The 23,206-nt window shown below is 64.1% G+C and carries 18 protein-coding genes, 1 tRNA gene and 1 pseudogene; 10 read left to right on the top strand and 10 right to left on the bottom strand.

Annotation, left to right across the window (positions count from 1 at the left end; all coding sequences use genetic code 11):
• Positions 1-7: 7 nt before the first annotated feature.
• The 4 genes from rpsA to aroA all read right to left on the bottom strand — a co-directional run bounded on the left by rpsA (position 8) and on the right by aroA (position 4,615).
• Positions 8-1,705: a 30S ribosomal protein S1 gene (gene rpsA, locus IHE39_RS07980; RefSeq protein ID WP_184768510.1), complete on the bottom strand. Its 1,698-nt coding sequence runs from the start codon at positions 1,703-1,705 to the stop codon at positions 8-10.
• Positions 1,706-1,876: 171 nt separating this feature from the next.
• Complete coding sequence (gene cmk, locus IHE39_RS07975) at positions 1,877-2,515, bottom strand: (d)CMP kinase (protein ID WP_192566124.1); 639 nt, start codon at positions 2,513-2,515, stop codon at positions 1,877-1,879.
• Positions 2,516-2,532: 17 nt separating this feature from the next.
• On the bottom strand, positions 2,533-3,234 hold the full coding sequence (locus IHE39_RS07970; protein WP_192566123.1) for an SDR family oxidoreductase: 702 nt from the start codon (positions 3,232-3,234) through the stop codon (positions 2,533-2,535).
• A 28-nt stretch (positions 3,235-3,262) separates the two neighbouring features.
• A complete protein-coding gene (gene aroA, locus IHE39_RS07965) occupies positions 3,263-4,615 on the bottom strand; it encodes a 3-phosphoshikimate 1-carboxyvinyltransferase (protein WP_192566122.1) in 1,353 nt (450 codons plus the stop codon).
• Positions 4,616-4,789: 174 nt separating this feature from the next.
• Between aroA and IHE39_RS07960 the strand changes: the two genes are divergently transcribed.
• Entirely contained in the window at positions 4,790-5,176 is a 387-nt protein-coding gene (locus IHE39_RS07960; protein ID WP_184768514.1) for a TIGR02300 family protein, read from the top strand.
• Positions 5,177-5,322: 146 nt separating this feature from the next.
• Positions 5,323-5,398, top strand: a tRNA-Ala gene (locus IHE39_RS07955).
• A 116-nt stretch (positions 5,399-5,514) separates the two neighbouring features.
• On the opposite strand, the gene IHE39_RS07950 is transcribed toward IHE39_RS07955, so the two are convergent.
• Positions 5,515-6,474 carry a heme/hemin ABC transporter substrate-binding protein gene (locus tag IHE39_RS07950; RefSeq protein WP_192566121.1) on the bottom strand — a complete coding sequence of 320 codons (960 nt, stop codon included), beginning with the start codon at positions 6,472-6,474 and terminating at the stop codon, positions 5,515-5,517.
• Positions 6,475-6,648: 174 nt separating this feature from the next.
• Between IHE39_RS07950 and IHE39_RS07945 the strand changes: the two genes are divergently transcribed.
• Both IHE39_RS07945 and IHE39_RS07940 read left to right on the top strand, forming a co-directional pair.
• Complete coding sequence (locus tag IHE39_RS07945; protein WP_343070070.1) at positions 6,649-8,736, top strand: TonB-dependent hemoglobin/transferrin/lactoferrin family receptor; 2,088 nt, start codon at positions 6,649-6,651, stop codon at positions 8,734-8,736.
• A gap of 30 nt (positions 8,737-8,766) precedes the next feature.
• Positions 8,767-9,843 carry a siderophore-interacting protein gene (locus IHE39_RS07940; RefSeq protein WP_192566119.1) on the top strand — a complete coding sequence of 359 codons (1,077 nt, stop codon included), beginning with the start codon at positions 8,767-8,769 and terminating at the stop codon, positions 9,841-9,843.
• Positions 9,844-9,854: 11 nt separating this feature from the next.
• On the opposite strand, the gene IHE39_RS07935 is transcribed toward IHE39_RS07940, so the two are convergent.
• Together IHE39_RS07935 and IHE39_RS07930 are read right to left on the bottom strand one after the other, a co-directional pair.
• Positions 9,855-10,232 (bottom strand): hypothetical protein, encoded by a 378-nt coding sequence (locus IHE39_RS07935; protein WP_192566118.1) that lies wholly within the window; start codon positions 10,230-10,232, stop codon positions 9,855-9,857.
• An 82-nt stretch (positions 10,233-10,314) separates the two neighbouring features.
• Positions 10,315-11,220, bottom strand: coding sequence for a LysR family transcriptional regulator (locus IHE39_RS07930; protein ID WP_192566117.1), 906 nt, complete (start codon positions 11,218-11,220; stop codon positions 10,315-10,317).
• A gap of 117 nt (positions 11,221-11,337) precedes the next feature.
• Between IHE39_RS07930 and IHE39_RS07925 the strand changes: the two genes are divergently transcribed.
• Positions 11,338-12,192 (top strand): pirin family protein, encoded by an 855-nt coding sequence (locus IHE39_RS07925; protein WP_192566116.1) that lies wholly within the window; start codon positions 11,338-11,340, stop codon positions 12,190-12,192.
• Positions 12,193-12,292: 100 nt separating this feature from the next.
• Positions 12,293-12,982, top strand: a complete 690-nt coding sequence (locus IHE39_RS07920; protein WP_192566115.1) for a hydrolase — start codon at positions 12,293-12,295, stop codon at positions 12,980-12,982.
• Between the two features lie 107 nt (positions 12,983-13,089).
• Here IHE39_RS07920 and IHE39_RS07915 read toward each other — a convergent pair whose 3' ends face one another.
• The 3 genes and pseudogenes from IHE39_RS07915 to IHE39_RS07900 form a co-directional block, all read right to left on the bottom strand.
• On the bottom strand, positions 13,090-14,313 hold the full coding sequence (locus IHE39_RS07915) for an alanine racemase (RefSeq protein WP_192566114.1): 1,224 nt from the start codon (positions 14,311-14,313) through the stop codon (positions 13,090-13,092).
• Between the two features lie 48 nt (positions 14,314-14,361).
• A pseudogene (locus tag IHE39_RS31230) lies at positions 14,362-16,241 on the bottom strand (ABC transporter ATP-binding protein).
• 261 nt (positions 16,242-16,502) lie between these two features.
• Positions 16,503-17,456, bottom strand: a complete 954-nt coding sequence (locus IHE39_RS07900) for a LysR family transcriptional regulator (RefSeq protein WP_192566113.1) — start codon at positions 17,454-17,456, stop codon at positions 16,503-16,505.
• A 122-nt stretch (positions 17,457-17,578) separates the two neighbouring features.
• On the opposite strand from IHE39_RS07900, the gene IHE39_RS07895 reads away from it, so the two are divergent.
• From IHE39_RS07895 to IHE39_RS07880, 4 genes are all read left to right on the top strand, one after another.
• Positions 17,579-19,510 carry an ABC transporter substrate-binding protein gene (locus IHE39_RS07895; protein WP_246470586.1) on the top strand — a complete coding sequence of 644 codons (1,932 nt, stop codon included), beginning with the start codon at positions 17,579-17,581 and terminating at the stop codon, positions 19,508-19,510.
• 97 nt (positions 19,511-19,607) lie between these two features.
• Positions 19,608-20,618 (top strand): ABC transporter permease, encoded by a 1,011-nt coding sequence (locus IHE39_RS07890; RefSeq protein WP_246485428.1) that lies wholly within the window; start codon positions 19,608-19,610, stop codon positions 20,616-20,618.
• The gene (locus IHE39_RS07885; RefSeq protein WP_184768527.1) at positions 20,615-21,487 is read left to right on the top strand and encodes an ABC transporter permease; all 873 of its coding nucleotides are present in this window, start codon (positions 20,615-20,617) and stop codon (positions 21,485-21,487) included. Before IHE39_RS07890 ends, IHE39_RS07885 begins: the two co-directional genes overlap by 4 nt.
• A gap of 36 nt (positions 21,488-21,523) precedes the next feature.
• A complete protein-coding gene (locus IHE39_RS07880) occupies positions 21,524-23,200 on the top strand; it encodes a serine hydrolase domain-containing protein (protein WP_192566112.1) in 1,677 nt (558 codons plus the stop codon).
• Positions 23,201-23,206 lie beyond the last annotated feature (6 nt).

Genomic DNA, 23,206 nt, shown 5'->3' with positions numbered 1-23,206 from the left:
TGTTGGCTCAGTTGTTGCGGTTCTTCAGGGCTGCGCCCAGGATGTCGCCGAGCGAAGCGCCGGAGTCGGTCGAGCCGTACTGAGCGACTGCTTCCTTCTCTTCAGCGATTTCCAGCGCCTTGATCGAGACCTGCAGCTTGCGGGTCTTCTTGTCGAAGGCGATGATGCGGGCGTCTACCTTCTGGCCGACGACGAAGCGCTCGGGGCGCTGCTCGTCACGGTCACGCGACAGATCCGAACGCTTGATGAAGCTCTCGATGCCGCTCTCGACGAGACGGACTTCGAGGCCACCATCCTTGATGCCGGTGACTTCGCAGGTGACGACGGCGTTCTTGCGCAGTTCGCCCGAGGTCGAAGCTTCGCCGACCGCATCCTTGCCGAGCTGCTTGATGCCGAGCGAGATGCGTTCCTTGTCGATGTCGACGTCGAGAACCTGAGCCTTGACCATGTCGCCACGGTTGTACTCTTCGATGACCTGCTCGCCCGGACGGTTCCAGTCGAGGTCGGACAGGTGCACCATGCCGTCGACGTCGCCGTCGAGACCGATGAACAGGCCGAATTCGGTCTTGTTCTTGACTTCGCCTTCGACTTCGGTGCCGACCGGGTGGTTACGGGCGAAAGCTTCCCACGGATTCTCGAGCGTCTGCTTGAGGCCGAGCGAGATGCGGCGCTTGGCCGGATCCACTTCGAGCACGACCACGTCGACCTGCTGGGTGGTCGACAGGATCTTGCCGGGGTGCACGTTCTTCTTGGTCCACGACATTTCCGAAACGTGGATGAGGCCTTCGATGCCCGGCTCGAGCTCGACGAACGCACCGTAGTCGGTGATGTTCGTGACGGTGCCGGTGATCTTCTTGCCGATCGGGAACTTGGTGCCGATGTCCGACCACGGATCCGACTCGAGCTGCTTCATGCCGAGCGAGATGCGGTGGGTTTCCTGGTTGATGCGGATGATCTGCACCTTGACCGTCTGACCGATGTTGAGGATTTCGGTCGGATGGTTGACGCGGCGCCATGCCATGTCGGTGACGTGCAGCAGGCCGTCGATGCCGCCGAGGTCGACGAACGCACCGTAGTCGGTGATGTTCTTGACCACGCCTTCGACAACCTGGCCCTCTTCGAGGTTCTGCACGATCTCCGAACGCTGCTCGGCACGGCTCTCTTCGAGAACGGTGCGGCGCGACACGACGATGTTGCCACGACGGCGATCCATCTTGAGGATCTCGAAGGGCTGCGGGTTGTGCATGAGCGGGGTGACGTCGCGGATCGGACGGATGTCGACCTGCGAACGCGGCAGGAAGGCAACAGCACCGTCGAGATCGACGGTGAAGCCGCCCTTGACCTGGTTGAAGATCACGCCTTCGACGCGCTCACCCTTGGTGAACTTCTCTTCGAGCTTGACCCAGCTCTCTTCGCGGCGAGCCTTGTCGCGCGACAGCATGGCTTCGCCAAGCGCGTTTTCGATGCGCTCGACATAGACCTCGACGGTGTCGCCGACCTTCAGCTGGCCGTCCTTGGCCTTGGCGCCGAATTCCTTCAGCGGCACGCGACCTTCGACCTTCAGGCCGACGTCGATGATGGCCATGTCTTTTTCGATGGCCGTGACGATACCCTTGACGACCTGGCCTTCGCCCGAATGACCGTCCGAGAAGGACTCTTCGAGCAGGCTCGCGAAATCGTCGCGGGATGGATTAGCTTGTGACATTGGATCTCCTGGTGCGTCCCGGCTTGCGGGAGCGGCGCCGTGGGTTAGCGTTGCGTTGGCCTGCCAACATCCCGGGCAATAAGCCCTTGGCCGCCCAAAGCGGCAAATCGGCGCAAGAAGAATGCGGACAGGTCGGTTAAGTGGCGAAACCCTGAGGCTTCAGCCGTGCCTTCAACTTCCAAGGACCCGATCAACGATATCCCTGGCTGCGGAAAACGCGGCTTCTATATCCATTTCTGACGTATCGAGCAAGTGCGCGTCGTCGGCGGGCCTGAGCGGGGAGTCGGCGCGGCCGGTGTCGCGCTCGTCGCGGCGCACGATATCGGCAAGGATACCGGTGAAATCGGCGCTGCCGCCATTGGCCTCGATCTCGGCCAGACGGCGCTGGGCGCGGACCTCGGCACTGGCTGTGACATAGAGCTTCACGTCGGCATCGGGGCAGACCACCGTGCCGATGTCGCGGCCGTCAAGCACTGCCCCTTGCGGCGCCTTGGCGAATGAACGCTGCTTGTCGACCAGGATCTTGCGCACCTCGGGTATCACGGCAACCTTCGAGGCCGCCTCGCCGACGGCGTGCGCCGACAGCACCTTGCGGTCGAGATGGCCGAGATCGACGAGCTTCGCCGCCTCGATGGCATGCGCCACGTCGTCGAGCGGCCAGCCCTTTTCGATCAGCATGTGGGCGACGGCGCGGTAGGTCAGCCCGGTGTCGAGCAAAGCGAGGTGGTAGTAATCGGCGAGCCGGCGCGCCAGCGTGCCCTTGCCGGCGCCGGCGGGACCGTCGATGGCGATGGTGATGGAGGTCGGCATGGCTTTGCGCGGGCCCCTTAGACGCCGCGCATCAGGCCGCCGTCGACCCTGAGGCTCTGGCCGGTGATGTAGGCAGCGCCCTCCGAGGCCAGGAAGGCGATGGTCGCTGCGATCTCCTGGGAGGTGCCGTAACGCTGCATCGGCACACCAGTACGGCGCTCGTCGGTCTGCGGCAGGCTGTCGATCCAGCCCGGCAGCACGTTGTTCATACGGACATTGTGCGGGGCATACTGATCGGCGAAGAGTTTGACATAGGCGGCAAGGCCCGCGCGTGCCACGGCCGAGGTGGGGAACATCGAGGCCGGTTCGCCGACCCAGGCGGTCGAGATGTTGACGATGGCGCCGCCCTTCTGGGCAACCATGACAGGTGCGACAAGCCGCACGGCTCGGACGACGTTCATGAAATAAACGTCGATGCCGGTGTGCCACTGCTCGTCGGTGATCTCCAGCAGCGGTGCACGTGGCCCATGGCCTGCGCCGTTGACCAGCGCGTCGATGCGGCCCCATTTTTCCATCGTCAGCTCGACGAAGCGCTTCAGGTCGTCGTTCGACTGGTTGGAGCCGGTGAAGCCAAGCCCGCCAAGTTCCTTGGCCAGCGCCTCGCCCTTGCCGGAAGAGGACATGACGGCGACGGAATATCCGTCGGCCGCCAACTTCTTCGCAGCCGCAGCACCCATGCCGCTGCCGCCGCCGACGATCATCGCTACTTTGTTGGTCATAAGCTTGCTCCTCGGTTGCGTTGCGGTGTTAAGCGGCGGTCTGGTCGATCTCCGCCCCGAGATCGGCCATAAGGCCCATGAATTCCGGGAAGCTTGTGGCGATCATCGCCTGGTCGTCGACGGTGACGGGTTTTTCTGCGGCCAGCCCCATGACCAGGAAGCTCATGGCGATGCGGTGGTCGAGATGGGTCTTGACGGTGCCGCCGCCGAGGCCCTTGCCGCCGGGCACACCGCGGACCGAAAGCGTCGTCTCGCCTTCGGTGCAGTCGGCGCCATTGGCTTCGAGCCCGCGGGCGACGGCCGCGAGACGGTCGGATTCCTTGACGCGCAGCTCTTCAAGGCCCTGCATCAGGGTTTCGCCCTCGGCGAAGCAGGCGGCGACAGCGAGAACCGGATATTCGTCGATCATCGACGGCGCGCGCTCGGCCGGGACCTTGACGCCCTTGAGCTCGGAACCGCGGACGCGCAGGTCGGCGACGTCCTCGCCGCCGGCATTGCGGCGGTTGAGGATCTCGATCGAACCGCCCATCTCGATCAGCGTGGTGATCAGGCCGGTGCGGGTTGGGTTCATCAGCACGTTTTCGATGGTGACGTCGGAACCCGGTACGATCAGTGCCGCGACCAGCGGGAAGCCGGCCGAGGACGGGTCGCCGGGCACGGCGATGACCTGGCCGGTGAGCTTGCCCTGGCCTTCGATGAAGATGTGGCGGACGCCCTGCTCGTCGGTCTGGACCTCGATGTTGGCGCCAAAACCCTTGAGCATCTTTTCGGTGTGGTCGCGGGTCATCACCGGCTCGATGACGGTGGTGATGCCTGGTGTGTTGAGACCGGCGAGCAGCACGGCCGACTTGACCTGCGCCGAGGCCATCGGCACGCGGTAGCTGATCGGGGCGGCCTGGCGCGGGCCACGCAGCGTCAGCGGCATACGATCGCCGGGGGAGGCGTTCAGCACCTGCACGCCCATCTGGCGCAGCGGATCGAGCACCCGGCCCATGGGGCGGCCCGACAGCGAGGCATCGCCGATGAAGGTGGTTTCCATGTCATAGGTGCCGACCAGACCCATGGTCAGGCGCGAGCCGGTGCCGGCATTGCCGAAGTCGAGCGGCGCTTCAGCCTGCAAAAGCGCGCCGTTGCCGGTGCCCTTGATGACCCATTCGTCGCCGCGCTTTTCGATATGCGCGCCCATCGCCTTCATTGCGTCGCCGGTACGCATCACGTCTTCGCCTTCGAGCAGGCCGGTGATGCGGGTTTCGCCGGAGGCGAGGCCGCCAAACATGAAGGAGCGGTGCGAAATCGACTTGTCGCCTGGTACGCGGGCGGTTCCAGACAGGGATTTCGACTTCCGGGCGACGGCCGGCTGTGGCACAGCTTGATGCGACATGGTGGTTCCTCGTGCGGGACGCCCGCGAAACCGGGCTTTCCCAATGATTGCGGCGGTGTCGTAGCATCGATTGTCGTAACGGTCATCCCCCATTGCCCCTGCCGGGGGATTTGGCTTTGACAGCGCCACAAACTGCGGCTAAGGGGACCAAAATCGAGAAAGACGAGGCCTGACGTGGCGAAATCCGAACTTGGCACAAAACGCATCGACCCGGAGACGGGCCGAAAGTTCTATGACCTGAACAAGGACCCGATTGTTTCGCCCTATACGGGCAAGACCTATCCGCGTTCCTACTTCGACGATGGCAAGATTGCCGCCATCCTCGAGGAAGAAGAGGAAGTCGAGACCAAGGAGCTCGACGCCGAAGAGGAAGGCGCAGAAGTCGTGTCCCTCGAGGACGCCGACGAAGAGGCCAAGGGCGCCGACGACCTGCCGGATCTGGACGACGACGATGTCGACCTGGGCGACGATGACGACGACACCTTCCTTGCTGACGAGGAAGAGGAAGACGACGACGTCTCCGACATGATCGGCGTCGGCGACGACGACGACGAGATCTGACACGGCTTTTCGGGCAACCGAAAAAAAGGTTTCGATCAAGGCTTGCCAAGGGTCGAATGCGGCGCTAGAAGCCGCCAACAACACCGGCGCGGACGACAAATTCGCGCCGACCTTCGCCGGAAACGGCGCCCGGCCTAGGCCGGTGTGGGGCCATAGCTCAGCTGGGAGAGCGCCTGCATGGCATGCAGGAGGTCAGCGGTTCGATCCCGCTTGGCTCCACCAAATTTCTCCAGGTCAGCACGTTAGAAAAAATGGCGAAAACGGCCGCTTTGCTGCCTCTCTGTCCGATTTGGTTCCTCTAGAGATATCCAGGTCCTGACCGTACCGGCGGCATTCGTTCAGTTGGCTGGCGTGCCGATTTCCTCAGGATAAAGCGCCTCGGCCAGATCGCGCACGGCTTCCGCTGTGCGTGGACCGAAGCCGATCATGTAGGCGCCATCGAGCACGACCAGCGCGCGGTTGGCGGCGGCTGGCGTGGTGCTTAGCGCCGGGATGGCGAACACCTGCTCCGGCGTCGGGCCGCCATTGCCGTCGCCCATCATCAGGATGACGTCGGGCGCCATCTCGACCAGCTTTTCCTCTGATGCCGCCTTGTAGCCGTTGACCTCGCGCATTGGATTGATGCCGCCGGCATAGCCGATGATCGCATTGGCTGATGTGCCGGCGCCGGCGGCGGTCAGCTTGATCAGGCCGTGGAAGAAGATGACCTTCTTGCGATTCGCCGGAGCAACCTTGGCGGCGAGGCTTGCCGCGGCGTCGAATTCTGCGGTCACTTTTGCCGCCAGCGCCTTGCCTTCTTCGGTCTTGCCGAGCACCTCGGCGACCAACGCAATCTTGCGCACGATGCCCTGAGGCGAATTGTCCTCGGGCACAAGCACGATCGGCACGGCCAGCGACTTGAGCACGTCGACGGCATCGGGCGGGCCGATGTCCTCGGCTGCGATGATGAGGTCGGGCGACAGCCCGGCGACGCCTTCCGCCGACAGTTTGCGACGGTAGCCGACATTGGGCTTGCTGCTGGTCGCCGCCGGAAACTTGCTGCCCCGATCGAGCGCGACGATGCGGTCACCTGCGCCGAGCGCGTAGACGATCTCGGTCACGTCGGAGCCAAGTGTCACGATACGCTGGCCGCCGGTGACGCTGACCTGCATTCCCGTGGCATCGACGACAGTGCCGGCCGCCGCCAGCGTGGTGAGCGATGCAAGCAGCAGGCAAAACAGGGCGGTGCGTGCGATGGCGCGCGAGCGGAACAAGGATGGTGGGCTTGCCAGGAACCTGAAGGGCTCTGCACGGTCCATGTCGTCTGTCCTGTCCTAAAGGCTGCGGCAATGATTTAACTTGACTAACATAATCAAGTTTAATTACTCAAGCCCATGACGCGGGGGCCAGATGCCCTGCCGTCGAGCCAGCTTGGTGCGGCACCTGCACATTCAGCCAGCAATTCTGTCGCGTGGACGATTTGGGGGCTTGAAGTGACGACGTTCAGAAATTTCCTTGTTGCCGGCACGGCACTTGCGGTCATCGGCAGCGGGCAGGCGTTGGCGCAGCAGCCCTTGAAGATCCAGCCGGCAAGCACAGAGGTTCCGCCGAAGAAGCCCGCCGTCACCCTGCTCGACAGGATCGTCATTTCGGCCACCATGCTGAGCGAGGCGGTGATCGACGCGCTGGCACCGGTCAGCACGGTTGACGACGAACAGCTGTCGCGGACGCAAGCCTCGACGGTCGCGGACATCTTCCGGACCACGCCCGGCGTTGCCGCATCGATGAACGGTGACGATCCGGCGACATCGATCAACATCCGCGGCCTGGAACAGTATGGCCGTGTCGTGGTGACGCTCGACGGCGCGCGCCAGGACTACTGGCGGGTCGGCCATGGCTCGGGCTCGTTTTATGTCGAGCCGGAACTGCTCAAGGAAGCGACTGTCATCCGCGGCCCGGTGTCGAACGCCTATGGTTCGGGCGGCATCGGCGGCGTGGTCTCGTTCCAGACCAAGGACGCCGGCGACTTCCTCAATGGCGACGAACGCTGGGCACTCAGCGAGAAGCTGGGCTACGAATCGAACGGCCGCGGCTTCACCACCAGCACGACCGGAGCCTATCGCTTCGGCGACGGCGCCGACGTGATCGGCAACCTGATCTACCGCAGCCGCGACGCCTACAAGGACGGCAATGGCGCTGCCGTGCCGTGGACCGGCGAGGACGTGTTGAGCGGCTATCTGAAGACGACGTTGCGCCCGGTCGACGGCCACGAACTGAAACTCGGCGCCATCCTGCAGAACTACGAGGACATCGTCTCCGGCTCGTCAGGTTCGACTTCGCCGACGCTGAGCCGCTACAACGCCGACACCACCAACCAGACCTACAGCGCCGGCTATACCTACTTGCCGGACGACAATCCCTATGTCGATCTCAGCGTCAATTTCTACCACAACCGCACCCGCGCCGAGCAGACGCAGATCTGGCCGGCTTCGCAGATTGGGAAGTTCCGCTACTATGACGTCGCGACGACTGGCGTGAATGCCAGGAACTCGTCGCGCTTTGACGCCTGGGGGCTGAAGCACACGCTGACCTACGGTGCCGACTACTACTATCTGAACGGCGATTCCAAAGAGGCACATTTCGGCTCCGGAACGCAGCGCGGCTATGGAGGCTTCCTGCAGTGGCAGGGCGATTACAGCGACTGGCTGCAGGTCATCACGGCAATTCGCTACGACGGCTACCAGCTCGACGGTGAGACAAAAACGAAGCCGGTGCAGGAAGCTTCGCTGAGCGGCAGCCGCTGGTCGCCGCGCATCACCGTGGGCGTGACGCCGGTCGAGGGGCTGCAACTTTACGGCACCTATTCGGAAGGCTATCGCGCCCCGGGCCTGCAGGACGTGTTTCGCGGCGGTGGCGCGCATGGTTCGCCCGACGCCTACACGCCGAACCTGCTGCTGCAACCGGAGACGGCGCGAAGCTGGGAAGCCGGCGTCAACCTCAAATATGACGACGTGATGGTTGGCGGCGACACGCTGCGCGGCAAGCTGAACGTCTTCCATACCGATGTCGACGACTATATCGACGTCAACCTGACGGCAGCGCGCATGGCGACCAACATTGGTGCGGCGCGGCTGCGCGGCGTCGAGACCGAGGCGATCTACGATTTCGGCTGGGGTTTCGTGAACGGCACGGCCACTGTTACCGACGCCAAGATGATGAGCGGGATCTATGCCGGACAGACGCTGAACAACACACCGCTTGAGCGCTTTTCGATGACGTTCGGCGTGCGGGCGCTGGACGACCGGCTGACGATGGGGGTGCAATATCTCAGCGTCGGCGAGATCACCCGGACCAGCCGCACCAATCCGACCATTCCCGGCATCGTCTCCCCCGGCTTCAACATCACCAACCTGTTCGCCAACTATGCGGTCAACGACAATCTGCGGCTCGATGCCGGCATCGAGAACCTGTTCAACGAGGCCTACACCGACCCGCAGAGTTCGTGGTCGACGTCGGCTGCGACCAAACAGGGCAAGGGCCAGACCTTCAAGATCAGCCTGATCGGCCGCATCGGCGGCTAAATCCATCCTGCAAACCGGACTTGAACTGCCATGACCGAACTTCAATCCCGCGCCGAACTGCAACTGCAGCTCTCACCCGACCAACTGCAAAAGATCCGTGACCGGCTGGAAAGCTTCGACGCGCGCTCAAGCGAAGAGGGCGAGGCCGTCAATTTCCGTTTCGTCTTTGGCGAAGCGTCGCTTGTCATGCCCAAGGGCGCGCTGATCATGCGGGCCAGGTCGCCGCATCCCGACGGGCTCGCCCGGCTCAAGGACCTGATGGCGACGTCGGTGGAATTCTACGCCAGGGACAGCCAACCGCGGATCGTGTGGCAGGGCGACCTGTCCGGCCGGGGCGAACTGGAGCAGTTTCGCGAGGCGACCGTCATCGACACGATGGATCTTACCCCGCACATGAAGCGTGTCAGGCTCAAGGCCCGGAACCTCGCACGCTTTGCGTCGTTTGGCGGCCTTCACATCCGCATGCTGTTTCCCACTACCACTGTGCCCGATCCGGTCTGGCCGGTGCGCGGCGACAACGGTCTGGTGCTGTGGCCCGACGAAGAGAGGCGGCCGCCGGCGCGGGTCTACACCATTCGCCGGCTCGACGTTGCGGGCGGGCATTTCGACGTCGATTTCCTGATCCATGAGGGCGAGAATGTCGGCTCGAACTGGGCTTCGGCCGCGCGCAAGGGCGACAGGGTCGGCATCATGGGCCCGCTCGGTCGGCCGTTCAGGCCTGCGGCGTGGTTTGTCATGGGCGCAGACGAAACCGGCCTGCCTGCGGTAGGGCGGATGCTCGAAAGCCTGCCGGCCACGACGCGTGGCATCGCCTTCGTCGAGGTTGCCGACGAAGGCGAACGTCAGCAGATCGACCATCAGACCGGGGTCGAAGTGAGGTGGCTGTACCGCAATGGCGTGCCCGGCGGTGAAAGCACAGCCCTTGCGAATGCCGTCATGTCGGTCACCTGGCCTGAGCAGGGAACGAGCTTCGGCTGGTTCGCTGCCGAAGCCGACGCGGCAAAGCGCGTGCGCGATCACTGGCGCAGCGACATGGCGCTGGGGCGCGACCAGACGATTGCCTCGGCTTACTGGACACGCGGCGATGCTGGAACGATGGCAGGGTGATAACAGTCGATTCATGAACCTGCGGCAGTTGCCTTGCCGTCGGTGTGTGAGCGGCACTTGCGCTTTCGGGTGGCGTCGATGGCGGCCTGCTCCTGGCGCAAGCCGTCGATCTTCGCGGTCTGCCTATCCTGGATGGCGCCGACGGCCCTGTTGCCGACCGGCGCCCAGGCTGGAACGTTCCACTGGCCGACCGTACCGCGGCTGATGGCGGTGCGCGAAATACTTGAAGCAGTCGTGCCCATGACGACATCGAGCTCGGCGCAGGTCATGGCATCGTATTTCAGTGGATCGACCGGCCCGAGCGAAGTCGGCCGGGATGCGCAGCCTGCCGTAGCGGCCAACGCGAGGACCAGGACGGCCCGCGCTGAAGCAAGGATGATTGCCTTCATCGCTCCAGACTAACAACACGGCCAGGCAATTGGAACCGGGCTGCCTCCGATACGCAGCTGCGCCCAAGGCCGGCACGTGTGCCTATTGTGGGTGTTGGTACTCTTTCGCGATGAAATCGAGCAGGGCGCGGACGGATGGCAGCAAGCCGCGTCTTGAGGGGAAGACAGCGTGGATGATGCCGGCGGGCGGTGTCCAGTCGGGCAGCACGTCGATCAACATACCGGCGGCAAGATCGTCGCCCGCCACCATGCGCGGCAGCTGGACGAGGCCGGCTCCGGCGAGCGCCGCCAGCCGCAGCGTGACCATGTCTTCGGTGACCAGGCGGGGCTGGTGCGCGATCTGCACGGCTGCACCATCAGGCCCTTGCAGGCGCCATTCATGGTCGCGGTGTGTCGGGCCCCAGGCTAGGCTAGGCAGCTGGGTCAGGTCGGCAGGCACGGCGGGCCGTCCGTGCTTTTCCAGCAGTTGCGGACTTGCCACCAGCCGCTGCGGGCTTTCAGCCAGCACCTTCATCACCAGGTCGCTTTCCTCCAGTGGCGGGAAGCGCACTCGGATGGCGATGTCGAAACCTTCGCGGATGACGTCGACACGCCGGTTGGTGCTTTCGAGATGCACCTCGACCTTGGGGCACTCGGCCATGAAGCGGGCGATCATCGCGCTGACCTGGAAATAGAGCACCGAAGACGGACAGCTCAGGCGCACCACGCCTTGCGGCGCGGCCCGCGAGCGCTCGATGACTTCCTGGGCGGCGTCCGCCTCGGTCAGCATGGCAACGCAGTGGCGGTAGTATTCCATGCCGATCTCGGTCACGGCGAAGCGGCGCGTCGAACGCTGAATCAGCCGGACGCCGAGCCGTTCCTCGAGCAGGCCGATGCGGCGGCTGAGCCGCGAACGCGGCATGCCGAGCTGGCGTGCAGCACTGGCAAAACCCTGTTGGTCGACCACCTGGACGAAGAAGTAGAGGTCGTTGAGATCCTGAAATGCCATTGATTGTCCTCCTGATAGGACAGTGTGGCCGGATATTGCCGCCTACTGCTCGGTTTGTCCTGCACATATTCTCATGGCCAACGCAACGCTTCTTCAGGCAATGCAAGGAGAAACACCATGAGAAAGCTACTTGGGATCTACAGCAGCTCGCGGCCACATTGGGTCGGCGATGGATTTCCCGTCCGCTCAGTGTTGTCGCAAGGCACGCTCGGCCAGCATGTCAGCCCGTTCCTGCATCTCGACCTGGCCGGCCCCGCCGACTTCGCGCCGGCGACGCGGCCAAGAGGTGTCGGGGCTCATCCGCATCGCGGCTTCGAGACCGTCACCATCGTCTATCAGGGCGAGGTCGAGCACAGGGATTCGACCGGCGCCGGTGGGCTCATCGGTCCCGGCGACGTGCAGTGGATGACGGCGGCGGCCGGCATCCTGCATGAGGAGTTCCACTCGCAGGATTTCACCCGCAAGGGCGGCACGCTCGAGATGGTGCAGCTGTGGGTCAATTTGCCGGCCAAGGACAAGAACGCCGAGCCCGGCTACCAGACCCTGCTGGCGCGGGACATTCCCGAGATCAAGCTGCCGGAAGATGCGGGAACGATCCGCGTCATCGCAGGTGAACTCGAAGGCCACAAAGGGCCGGCACGGACCTTCACGCCGATCAATGTCTGGGACCTCGCCCTCAAGCAAGGTGGTGCGACGGAACTCGACCTGCCGAAAGGCCATGCCGCCAGCCTGATCGTCATGCGCGGCCGCATCCGCGTCAATGGCGAGGCCGTTCGTGAGGCGCAGCTGGCCCTGCTCGACCGCAGCGGCAGTGTAAAGGTCGAGGCCGATACCGAGGCGCTGGTGCTTGTCCTCAGCGGCGAGCCGATCGACGAGCCTGTGGTCATGCACGGACCCTTCGTCATGAACACGGCCGACGAAATCCACCAGGCCATGGCCGATTTCCAGAGCGGCCGTTTCGGCGCGATCTGACCGCCGGCACTTTCCCGGGCCAAACCGGTTCGGCTCTCCTGCCCGCGTGCTGCGTGGGCAGTCCCGGGCGCACGCCCATCACCACCTGAAAGGAAACGTCATGAGCACCAACGCAAATATTGCCAATTTCAACGGCCAGCGGCCGGTCATCGACCCCCACGATGCCGTGCTGCTCCTCATTGACCACCAGAGCGGCCTGTTCCAGACCGTTGCGGACATGCCGATGCCGGTGCTGCGCAACCACGCCGCCGCGCTCGCCAAGATGGCGACACTGGCGAACATCCCCGTCATCACCACGGCTTCGGTGCCGCAGGGCCCGAACGGTCCGCTCATTCCCGAGATCCACGAGAATGCGCCGCACGCCACCTATGTCGCCCGCAAGGGCGAGATCAATGCGTGGGACAATCCCGACTTCGTCGCCGCGGTGAAGGCGACCGGTCGCGGCACGCTGATCATCGCCGGCACCATCACCAGCGTCTGCATGGCCTTCCCGGCGATCAGCGCGGCCTATGACGGCTACAAGGTCTTCGCTGTCGTCGATGCGTCGGGCACCTATTCGAAGATGGCGCAGGAGATCACCCTTGCCCGCGTCGTCCAGGCCGGTGTCGTGCCGATCGATACGGCGGCTGTCGCTTCCGAGCTGCAGCAGACGTGGCACCGCGACGATGCACAGGAATGGGCCCAGATCTACACCAGGATCTTCCCAGCCTACCAGCTGCTGATAGAGAGCTATCTCAAGGCCCAGCAGGTCGAAAAAGACCACGAGCAGCTGGACTCGGTGCGGGCCTGACCGTCCGCTAGCGATGGCGGCCTGGCGCCGCCATTCACCGAGCGCCATGAGCCGCAGGCGAAACTCCGCGCCTGTGGCTCATGGCCATTTCCGTCGATGCGCGGCCCTCAGGTCTGGCAGCTGCGGGCGTTGACCGGCAGCGTTTCCGCCTCGCCTTCGTCGCGGCGAAGGACGAAGCGGTCGAAATTGGCGATGGTGGCGCAGGAGTGGTTGGGGAAGACCCTGACGCGGCTGCCGAGCGGCAAGGTTCTGCCCGAAACCGGGACGAAGCCGTGCTCTTCCGACATCCGTTCGAGCGTCCAAACGCCGGCGTCGCTGCCGCCTTCGGCGCCGATGACGATGCCGAAGCCGTTGCCGCCCATGCCATGGGCGCCACGATCGGAGCTCATGGTCTTCGAGCCTGCATCGATGATGAAATGCGTGTCGTTGGAAGCAACGACACGGGCGACGACCGACAGCGCCAGATCGTCGGCACCGCAGATGCCGAGGCGAAGGGCTGTGCCATCGAGGAAGACGTAGTTGCCGGGACGGATGCAGTCGACCGCCTGGAGCGGGGCGCCGAGGCAGGTCGGCGTTGCCCCGACCGACAGGCAAGGTACGGCGATACCCACATTCCTGAGCTCGTCCGCTAGGCCGGCAAGTGCTGCCGCCTCGTTGCGGGCAACCGCGGCAAGGTTGTCCGGATCGGTGGCGGCATAGGAATGGCCGGCATGCGACAGCAGGCCGGCGAAGTGCAGGCCAGGTGCCGCGACAATCTTCTGGCAAACGGTAATCGCCGCCGGGTCGTTCGGCTTCAAGCCGACGCGGCCGAGGCCGACATCGACCTTGAGGAATACGCCGATTTCGACGCCGTGGCGCGTGGCGGCAGCGGACAGCGCGTCGACGCCGGTTTCGCTCGCGGCGATGGTGCGCAGCTCGGTGCCGTGCACCTTTACCGCCGGCAACAGGCGGTCGAGGGAATCGGCATTGACGATCGGGTAGGCGATGATGACCGAGGGTATGCCGGCCTCGACGAAGACCAGCGCCTCGCTCGGTTTTGAGGCGGTGATGCCACGGGCGCCGAGCGCCAGCTGTCGCTTCGCCAGATCGACGCTCTTGTGCGTCTTGACGTGCGGGAACATGACGAGGCCTGCAGCGTCGGCGCGGGCCTGCATTGCCTGCATGTTCCTGGCGAGACGCGTCTCGTCGACCTCGACATAGGGCGTCGGACGTTCCGCTGCTGCCGGACGCCTGAGGCCCTCGATCTTCAGCTGCGCCTGCGTTGCGGCAATGTCGGGGGTTGTGCTGGCGGACACCGGGGCGTCCGCCAACGACAGGTTTGAAGTGGTCATTTTGGAAATGCTCTGATTTGAAACGAGGAACTCTTGATAGGGCCGCCGTCAGCCCGCCGCCACCTGTCTTACGTAGTGGGTGGATGAGATCTGGTGCATCGGCAGCTCGACGGGCACGAAGTCGGGCGCGCGCATGGCACTCGGGATTTCGTCCGACATCGGCAGACGTCCCTCCGGCCGGCGTGTCGGGTCGGCGACGGGAACAGTCGACAAAAGCTTGCGTGTGTAGGGGTGCTGCGGGTTGTTGAACACCGAGCGGCGGTCGCCGATCTCGACGATTTCGCCGAGATACATCACCGCGACACGATGGGCGATGCGCTCGACGACAGCCATGTCGTGGCTGATGAACAATAGCGCGATCTGCATGTCGCGCTGCAGGTCCATCAGCAGGTTGATGACCTGGGCCTGGATGGTGACGTCGAGCGAGGCGACGGCCTCGTCGGCGACGATCAGGCGCGGGTTGAGCGCAAGCGCCCGGGCAATGCAGATGCGCTGGCGCTGGCCACCGGAAAAGGCATGCGGATAGCGTTCGAGATGCTCGTGCGACAGCTCGACCTTGGCCAGAAGCTCGGCGGCGCGGGCGCGCATGGTTGCGGTCGAGCCGACCTTGTGGACGCGCATCGGGTCGATCAGCGACTGCTCGATGGTCATGCGCGGATTGAGCGAAGAGAACGGGTCCTGAAACACCATCTGCGCCTGGCGGCGGAACCGCGCCACGACCTGGCGCGGCGCGCCGATCAGTTCGATGCCGTCGAAGCGGATCGAGCCGGAGCGCGGCTTGTCGAGCTGCATCAGCGAGCGCGCGACTGTGGATTTGCCGCAGCCCGACTCGCCGACGAGCGCCAGCGTTTCGCCCGGGAAGATGTCGAACGAGACGTTCTCTACGGCATGGACACGACCCGAGACATGGCCGAACAGGCCGGCCTTGAGGTCGAAGCGGGTTACCAGGTTGCGGACTTCGACGAGCGGCTGGCGGGTTTGCTGCACGGGAGTGGATGCGTTCATTTGCCAGCCTCGGCGATCTGGCGCTCGGGTTCGAACACCAGCAGCGGGAATTTTTCCGGCGCATCCTTGTCAGCCATGCTGCCGAGGCGCGGCACGGCCGAGATCAATGCGCGGGTATAGGCGTGTCTGGGCTTGGCGAAGACGTCGTAGACGGTTCCCGTCTCGACGATCTCGCCCTTCAACATGACACAGACCCGGTCGGCGACCTCGGCGACGACGCCCATGTCGTGGGTGATGAACAGCACCGACATGCCGATCTCCTGCTGCAGCGCGCGGACAAGATCGAGGATCTGGGCCTGGATGGTCACGTCGAGTGCTGTCGTCGGCTCGTCGAGGATCATCAGCGACGGCCGGCAGGCGAGCGCAATGGCGATCATGACGCGCTGGCGCATGCCGCCGGAGAGCTGGTGCGGGTATTGGTCGAGCCGGCGTTCGGCGTCGGGCACGCGCACCAGCTTGAGTGTGTTGAGCGCGATCTGGCGCGCCTGCGTCGGCGTCTTGCCCTGATGGTGGACGACGGCCTCGGCGATCTGGTCGCCGACGGTGAAGACCGGGTTCAGGCTCGACATCGGATCCTGGAAGACGATCGACATCTCGGAACCACGGAGTGCTTCGACCCGCTTGTCCGACAGCTTGGCGAGGTCAGCGACCTTGCCGTCCTTGAGCCGCATCAGCACACGTCCGCCTGTTATGGCGGCACCGTCATACTCGGTCAGCCGCATGATGGTCATCGCCGTCACCGACTTGCCCGAGCCGGATTCCCCGACCAGCGCCACCGTCTCGCCGCGCGAAATGGTGAAGGAGATGCCGCGCACCGCCCGGAAGCTGGCGCGGGAGCGGACGGCGAAGGAGACCTCGAGGTCCTCGACCGCGAGGATGACATCCTCGGGCAGTTCTGGCGTGGAGGACTTGGCAGGGATCATCGGCACATGGACCCGGTTTCAGCGACGAGACGTCGTGTCGGGGCATCGAACGCAACGGTGCCGCGTTCTGTCAATAGGGCGGACAGGGGATGACGACACACCCCAGGGCGGTCAGGCGCGGACAGGGCCGTGCTGCGCCGGCGCAAAAGTCAGGGAAATCAACGCTTCCCGATTGAGGTGGCCAAAACTATGCGTGCCGCGCATTGCATCGCCTGTCTTCGCATATCGTGCCCGGAGAACGATTCGGGGCATGTCGATGGGTCAGGCGGCGTCGAGGGCAGCTTCAAATGCACTTTTGTACTGGGGCAGTTCCGCACATTCCTTCAGGTGCTGCCAAAGTGCATCACTGTCGTGGCTGCCAGCGCCGGCCCTCCTGAAGATCCTGATCTCCATCTCCAGCGACATCTGCTGGCCGCCGATCTGCACGAGCTGGCCTTGCCTCATCGCCTCGGCGACACAGATCTGCGGCAGCCAGGCGACGCCGCGGCCGGCGACCGCCATGTGCTTCAGGCCGTCGGCAAGTGCTGACTGGTAGACGGTGCTGAGGTTGAGCGGCCGGCGCCAGCGCGACTGGATCAGCGTCGCCAGCTTGCCGATGTAGCCGTCGCTCCAGGAATAGGCGAGGTAAGGAATCTCGGTGCTCTCAGGCACGTCGAGGTCGAACAGCGCCCTGCCGTTGTCGTCGGTCCCGGATACCAGAACCAACCGATCCTTGCCGATTAGCAGGGTTTCGAAGGGTCCGCCCTCCAGGACCGGCGGGCCGTCGGGGTGGACATAGGTGATGCAGAAATCGCACTGGCCCGAGCACAGATGGTCGACGCTTTCGAGGAAATCGGCCGCGTGCATGCTGGTGCGCAAGGGCATGCGCGAGATCAGCGGCGAGCTGATCCACTTCGGGAAGAAATACATCGCTAGTGTGTGGAGCGAAGTGAAGGTGAGCATCGCCGAGCTTTCGCCGGCGACGTTGCGGCAGTCGGTACGCAGCCGGTAGGCCTCGCGCACCAGCCGCTGGCAGCCGGAAAGGAACATGTTGCCGGCCCGCGTCAGCTGCACCGGATAGGTGCTGCGGTCGATGAGGTCGGCGCCGATCCAGCTTTCCAGCGATTTGATGCGGCGGCTGAAAGCCGGTTGCGAAATGTTCCGCGCGGTGGCCGCCGTGGAGAAATTGCGCGTCGCGGCGATTTCCAGGAAATCTTCAAGCCATTGCAGTTCCATGCCGGCCCTCATGCGTGTTTTGCATAGTCCATCCTATCTACACATTGGACAGACCGGCAAGCGCTCTTCTAGCCTTTCCGTAACGAGAAGAAGAAAACTTCCTCCGCCATCAGAAGGGAACGATGATGAAACTAGCCTTAGCGCTGGCTATGGGTATGGGGCTTGCCGTCGCGGCTGCACCTGCCATGGCCGAGACAAAGAACCCCGGCACATTCGTCTTCATGTGGACCGACGACATCCAGTCGTTCGATCCCGCCTACATCGCCAACACGCCGAGCTCCTACGGCGCGCTCAATATCTACAGCCGCCTGCTGAACTTCAACGGCTCGAAGATTTCGGAGTTCGTGCCGTCGCTGTCGACGGAGGTGCCGTCGCTGGAGAACGGCCTGATCAAGCAGGGCGACGACGGCTCGGTGACCTACACCTTCCCGATCCGCAAGGGCGTGTTCGCTCACAAGGTCGGCGTCAAGGGTGCCGATGGTAAGATCACCTGGGAGTATTACGACAAGCTGACAGACGCCCAGAAGGCGGCGATCGAGCCGGGCTACGGCCAGATCACGCCCGATGACGTGCGCTATTCGCTGCTGCGCGCCATCCTGCAGGGCCAGTCCTGGATGTCGAACGCGATCACCGAAGTGATCACCGCCGGCAAGTACACCGACATCGCCAAGTGGGTGGAGACGGAAGGCAAGGTCAAGTCGTTCGCCGAGGCCAGCCCCGAGACGCTGCGCGCGGTCTATGACCAGCTGGCATCGCAGATCGTCGTCGATGGCGACAACGTCGCCCTCAAGCTGCCCAAGTCGTTCCCAGCGACGCTCGGCGTCATCGCGCTGCCGTTCGGCACCTCGGTCCTCGACAAGGAATGGGTCGCCTCGGTCGGCGGCTGGGATGGTTCGGGCGACAGCTGGAAGGCGCATTATCGCCCCGAGCTTGGCGCCAACCCGCTGTTTGCCGAGGAGAACGGCACCGGTCCGTTCATGCTCGAGGAGTGGGATCGCACCGACCGCCGCATCACGCTGAAGCGCTTCGACAACTATTTCATGGGGCCGGCCAAGCTCGAGCGCGTCGTCATGCGCACCGTGCCGGAATGGACGACGCGGCGCCTGCAGCTTCTGTCCGGCGATGCCGATTTTGTCGCGGCTCCCGTCGAGTTCATCGACGAGCTCAGCAAGACCGAGGGCGTCAAGGTCATCGACGGCCTGCAGAAAGTGTTCTCGCGTGGCGTCTTCTTCGCCTGGCCGCTCGACGACAACGACAACCCGGCGATCGGCAGCGGCAAGCTGGACGGTGCCGGCATTCCGCCAGACTTCTTCGGCGATATCGACGTGCGCAAGGGCTTCAACTACGCCCAGAACTACGACGCGCTGATCAACCAGGTGCTGCTCGGCAAGACGGTGCAGTCGCGCGGTCCGACGGTGCGTGGCATCATGGGCTATCGCGCCGATTCGCCCGTCTACAGCTATGATCCGGCCAAGGCCGAGGAGCACTTCAAGAAGGCGTTCGGCGGCAAGCTCTGGGATGTCGGCTTCACCTTCACCGCCTATGTGACCGAGGGCAACCCGCAGCTGACGGCAGCCTTGTCGGCGCTGCAGATGGGCCTGTCGCGTATCAACCCGAAGTTCAAGATGCAGATCCAGGCGCTGCCCTGGGCGTCGGTGTCGGACAAGCTCAACAACCGCGAGAAGCCGGCAGCCCCGCTGACGGTGATGGGCTGGGGCCCAGACTATTCCGATCCGGGCGGCCCGCTCGGTGCGGCCAGCTACTATCTCTCGCCCACCGGCCTTGTCGGCGGCATGGCCGGGAAAGGTTACCGCGACCTGATGGCTGAGAAGTTCAAGCCTCTACTGGATGAGGCCTGGGCCTCGAACGATCCGGCCGTGCGCGAGCCGATCTACGCCAAGCTGCAGGAGATGTCCTATGACTACGCCACCACCCAGTTCCTATGGGAGGATTTCGGCTACGTCGTCACCCGCAGCAACATCGACGGTTATGTCGACAACATGATCCTCTACGGCGCCTGGGACTTCTATCCGGTGACCAAGGCCAACGACTGATTGGCTCCGGCACGTCGGGCCTGCCCGGCGTGCCTCTTTTCGTATCCCTGAAACCGGAATCCGTGGACCCGTGCTGAATTACGCCCTCAGACGACTGATGATGCTGCCCATCGTCCTGTTCGCTCTGTCGTTGATGATCTTTGCGCTGCAGATGTCGTTGTCGCCGACGCAGCGCCTGGCGGCCTATGCGCCGTCGCCCGACTTTCTCAAGGGCGGCCAGGAGAGCATCCGCAGAATGATCGAGCAGTACGGGCTGAACGACCCGTTCTACATTCAGTACGGCCGCTGGATCGGCGGTGTGCTCAGCGGCAATCTCGGCTGGTCCGAGACGGCCCGCCAGCCGGTGTCGACGGCGCTGATGTCGCTGTTTCCGGCGACGCTGGAACTGGTGGTTCTGGCCTTCATTCCTTGCCTGCTGCTTGCCGTCTTCCTTGGTTCGCGCGCCGGCATCTATCTCAACCGCTGGCCCGACCACGTCATCCGCATCTTCACCATCCTCGGCTGGTCGTTTCCGGTCTATGTCTTCGGCCTCTTGATGCTGCTGATCTTTTATTCGGCGCTCGACTGGTTCCCGCCCGGCCGTCTCAGCCAGTGGGCGCAGACGATCGTCACGTCAGGTGATTTCGTGCGCTACACCGGCGCCAATACGATCGATGCGATCCTCAACGGCAACTGGGCGGTGTTCATCGATTCGCTCCGCCATCTCGCGGCACCCGTCATCACGCTGACCTATGTCAACGTCGCCAGCATGACGCGGGTGATGCGCACCTCGATGCTGGAGACGCTGCGCCAGGACTATGTCCGCACCGCCCGCGCCAAGGGCCTGCCGCGCCGCGTGGTCGAGCTCAAGCATGCCCGCCGCAACGCATTGCTGCCGGTGGCCACCATCGCCGGCATGGAACTGGCCGTCATGATGGGCGGCGTCGTCATCACCGAGACCATCTTCGACTATGCCGGCCTTGGCCAGTTTGCCGCCAAGACCGCGGCCAATCTCGACTTCCCGGCGGTCCTGGGTTTCGGCCTCTATTTCGCGGTGGTTCTCGTGGTGATGAACCTGATCGTCGACCTGATTTATCCGCTGCTCGATCCGAGGGTGAAGACACAATGAAAGTTCTTCGCTACCTCGCACGCAATCCGGTCTCGCTGGTGGGCGTCCTGATCCTGCTCGCCTTCGTGCTGATCGCCATCTTCGCACCGCTTCTGGCGCCGCCGCAGAGCTTCCAGCTGTCGCCCTACGACACGCCGCGCGCCGGCTTCCTGGCAACGCCGATGCCGCCGTCCAGCGACGCGATCTTCGGCACCACCCAGGGCCAGTACGACATCTTCTACGGCGTCGTCTGGGGCACACGCACGGCCTTCAAGATCGGCCTCGGCGTCGTTGCCATCTCGGTGCTCGTCGGCACGGCCATCGGGGCGGTCGCTGCCTATTATGGCGGGCTGGTCGAGGACGTCCTGATGCGCATCGTCGATGTCTTCATGGCGGTACCGTTCCTGATCGCCGCGATGGTGCTGACCGCACTGCTCGGCAAGGGTATCTGGCCGATCACCATCGCACTGACGACCTTCGGCTGGATGAGCTACGCCCGCATCGTACGCAGCGAGATCCTGCGGATTCGCGAGATGGACTACATCCATGCAGCGCGGGCCTACGGCGCGAGCGATCTCAGGCTGATCGTTTTGCACATCCTGCCCAATGCGATGTTCCCGGTGCTGGTGCTGGCGACCATGGCCACCGGCTCGATGGTGCTGTCGGCGTCCGCCTTGAGCTTCCTCGGCGTCGGCACCGAAGAGGGCTACGCCGACTGGGGCCAGTTCATCGCCTATTCGCGCAACTGGATCGTCGGCCAGCCCGGCAACCCGTTCCAGTTCTGGTACACGCTGGCGTTCCCAGGTGCCGCCGTCTTCCTGTTCGTGCTGTCGTGGAACCTCGTCGGCGACGCGCTGCGCGACATGCTCGACCCACGCCATTCCCATTGAGACCCCGCCATTTTTTGAGACCTAGGAGCGTTTGCCATGCCTTCCCTGTCTGCTGCCTCCGTTGAGCTGTTCGAGGACCTGATCCGCTACGAGGTCGAGGACAAGGCGATCCCGTCGATCTCCTATGCGCTCGTCGACCGTGACGGCGTTCTGGCCGAGGGGCACATCCAGCGTAGCGATCGCCACTTCGACATGCGCGAGGACACCTGCTTCCGCATCGGCTCGATCACCAAGACCTTCACCTCGCTGGCGATGATGCAGCTGGCCGAGAAGGGGCTTGTCGACATCGACGTCGATGTTTCGACCTACCTGCCCGGCTTCCACCCGATCAACCCCTTCGCCGGCGCCGAGGGCGGTGCGAATGGTTCGGTGATCAGCCTGCGCAAGTTGATGACCCATACCTCGGGCCTGGTGCGCGAACCCAAGAGCGGCCACTATCTCGACGCCACCCGGCCGCCGCTCGAAGACACAGTCAACGAGCTCGCCAACTCGACGCTGAAGCAGGATCCGAGCATCGGCATCATGCATTACTCCAACGCCGGCATCGCCGTTGTGGGGCGGGTCATCGAGGTGGTGACCGGCCAGAGCTATTCCGACTACGTGTCCGAAAACATCATGAAGCCGCTCGGCATGAACCAGTCGTCCTGCGGCATGGCGCCTGGCATCCGCGAACGGCTCGCGCCGGCAGACATGTGGACGCTGGACGGCGACACGCCGGCGCCGGTGTTCAGCCTCGGCGGCTCGCCGGCGGGCAACATCTTCTCCACCACCGGCGACATGGCGCGTTACGTCCAGTGCCTGTTGCGCGGCGGCTTCAATGCCGAGGGCACGTCGATCATCTCGCCGGCCTCGCTGCGCGAGATGTGGACGCCGTTCGGCAAGCGCCCCGACAGCCTGGACAAGTCGATGGCCGGTTACGGCCTGTGCTTCGGCGCCGGCGAGGTCGATGGCTGGGAGTCGGTAGGCCATGGCGGCGCGGTCTATGGCTATGCCTCGCACATGCTGATCCTGCCCGGCGCGGGCATCGGCGTGCTGATGTTTGCGACGCTCGATTTTTCCAACCAGATCGCGTCGCGTCTCGGCGTCGACGGCCTGCGCATAGCGCTGTCCGAACGCAAGATGGGCAAGCCGCTGCAGCGCGTGCAGCGTCCGCCTGTCATTGCCGACGAGCAGTTCAAGAGCCTGCCCGGCTACTATCGCGACGACGTCACGCAAGAGGTCGTCGAGGTCAAGGCGAAGGCCGGCAAGCTCTATCTGATGGGCGATGGCGTACCGCTGCAGATCCGCCCCGTATCAGGCAAGGACTTCGTCATCGACGGCCGCATCTATGGCCGCGGCGCGGGCTACGCCCACATGGACCTGTCCTTCCCCGAACCCGGCAAGCTGGTGTGGAAGGATGCCAGCTGGACGCGCATCGAGGCGCCCGCCGACGAGACGGTTCCCGACGAGATCAAGCCGCATCTCGGCGAATACGGTCCCGACTTCAACATCACCTATCTGAGCTACAGCCATGGCGGGCTGAAATGCCTGATCGAGTATTTCTGCACCCACAGTTGCGAGCCGGTGGAGGCAGGGCGCTTCCGCATGCATGGCAAGCTCTATGAGGACGAAATCCTGGAACTGGATGCTGTCGACGAGGCCGGCAAGCGCGGCATTCGTGTCGGACCGATGTTCCTTGAGCGCCGCGCATCCTCCCAAGCGGCGGCGGCCTGAGCAGGC

It is taken from the genome of Aminobacter carboxidus, assembly GCF_014863355.1.
In the GTDB taxonomy this organism is placed as follows: Bacteria; Pseudomonadota; Alphaproteobacteria; order Rhizobiales; family Rhizobiaceae; genus Aminobacter; species Aminobacter carboxidus.
This window is presented reverse-complemented; position numbering and strand designations above follow the sequence as displayed.

Coding starts and splice junctions, on each gene's coding strand:
- cmk (WP_192566124.1), bottom strand. CDS start 2,515: ATGCCGACCTCCATCACCATCGCCATCGACGGTCCCGCCGGCGCCGGC.
- IHE39_RS07885 (WP_184768527.1), top strand. CDS start 20,615: ATGAAAGTTCTTCGCTACCTCGCACGCAATCCGGTCTCGCTGGTGGGC.
- IHE39_RS07935 (WP_192566118.1), bottom strand. CDS start 10,232: ATGAAGGCAATCATCCTTGCTTCAGCGCGGGCCGTCCTGGTCCTCGCG.
- IHE39_RS07950 (WP_192566121.1), bottom strand. CDS start 6,474: ATGGACCGTGCAGAGCCCTTCAGGTTCCTGGCAAGCCCACCATCCTTG.
- IHE39_RS07900 (WP_192566113.1), bottom strand. CDS start 17,456: ATGGAACTGCAATGGCTTGAAGATTTCCTGGAAATCGCCGCGACGCGC.
- IHE39_RS07880 (WP_192566112.1), top strand. CDS start 21,524: ATGCCTTCCCTGTCTGCTGCCTCCGTTGAGCTGTTCGAGGACCTGATC.
- IHE39_RS07920 (WP_192566115.1), top strand. CDS start 12,293: ATGAGCACCAACGCAAATATTGCCAATTTCAACGGCCAGCGGCCGGTC.
- rpsA (WP_184768510.1), bottom strand. CDS start 1,705: ATGTCACAAGCTAATCCATCCCGCGACGATTTCGCGAGCCTGCTCGAA.
- IHE39_RS07940 (WP_192566119.1), top strand. CDS start 8,767: ATGACCGAACTTCAATCCCGCGCCGAACTGCAACTGCAGCTCTCACCC.
- IHE39_RS07930 (WP_192566117.1), bottom strand. CDS start 11,220: ATGGCATTTCAGGATCTCAACGACCTCTACTTCTTCGTCCAGGTGGTC.
- IHE39_RS07890 (WP_246485428.1), top strand. CDS start 19,608: ATGATGCTGCCCATCGTCCTGTTCGCTCTGTCGTTGATGATCTTTGCG.
- IHE39_RS07925 (WP_192566116.1), top strand. CDS start 11,338: ATGAGAAAGCTACTTGGGATCTACAGCAGCTCGCGGCCACATTGGGTC.
- IHE39_RS07970 (WP_192566123.1), bottom strand. CDS start 3,234: ATGACCAACAAAGTAGCGATGATCGTCGGCGGCGGCAGCGGCATGGGT.
- aroA (WP_192566122.1), bottom strand. CDS start 4,615: ATGTCGCATCAAGCTGTGCCACAGCCGGCCGTCGCCCGGAAGTCGAAA.
- IHE39_RS07915 (WP_192566114.1), bottom strand. CDS start 14,313: ATGACCACTTCAAACCTGTCGTTGGCGGACGCCCCGGTGTCCGCCAGC.
- IHE39_RS07895 (WP_246470586.1), top strand. CDS start 17,579: ATGATGAAACTAGCCTTAGCGCTGGCTATGGGTATGGGGCTTGCCGTC.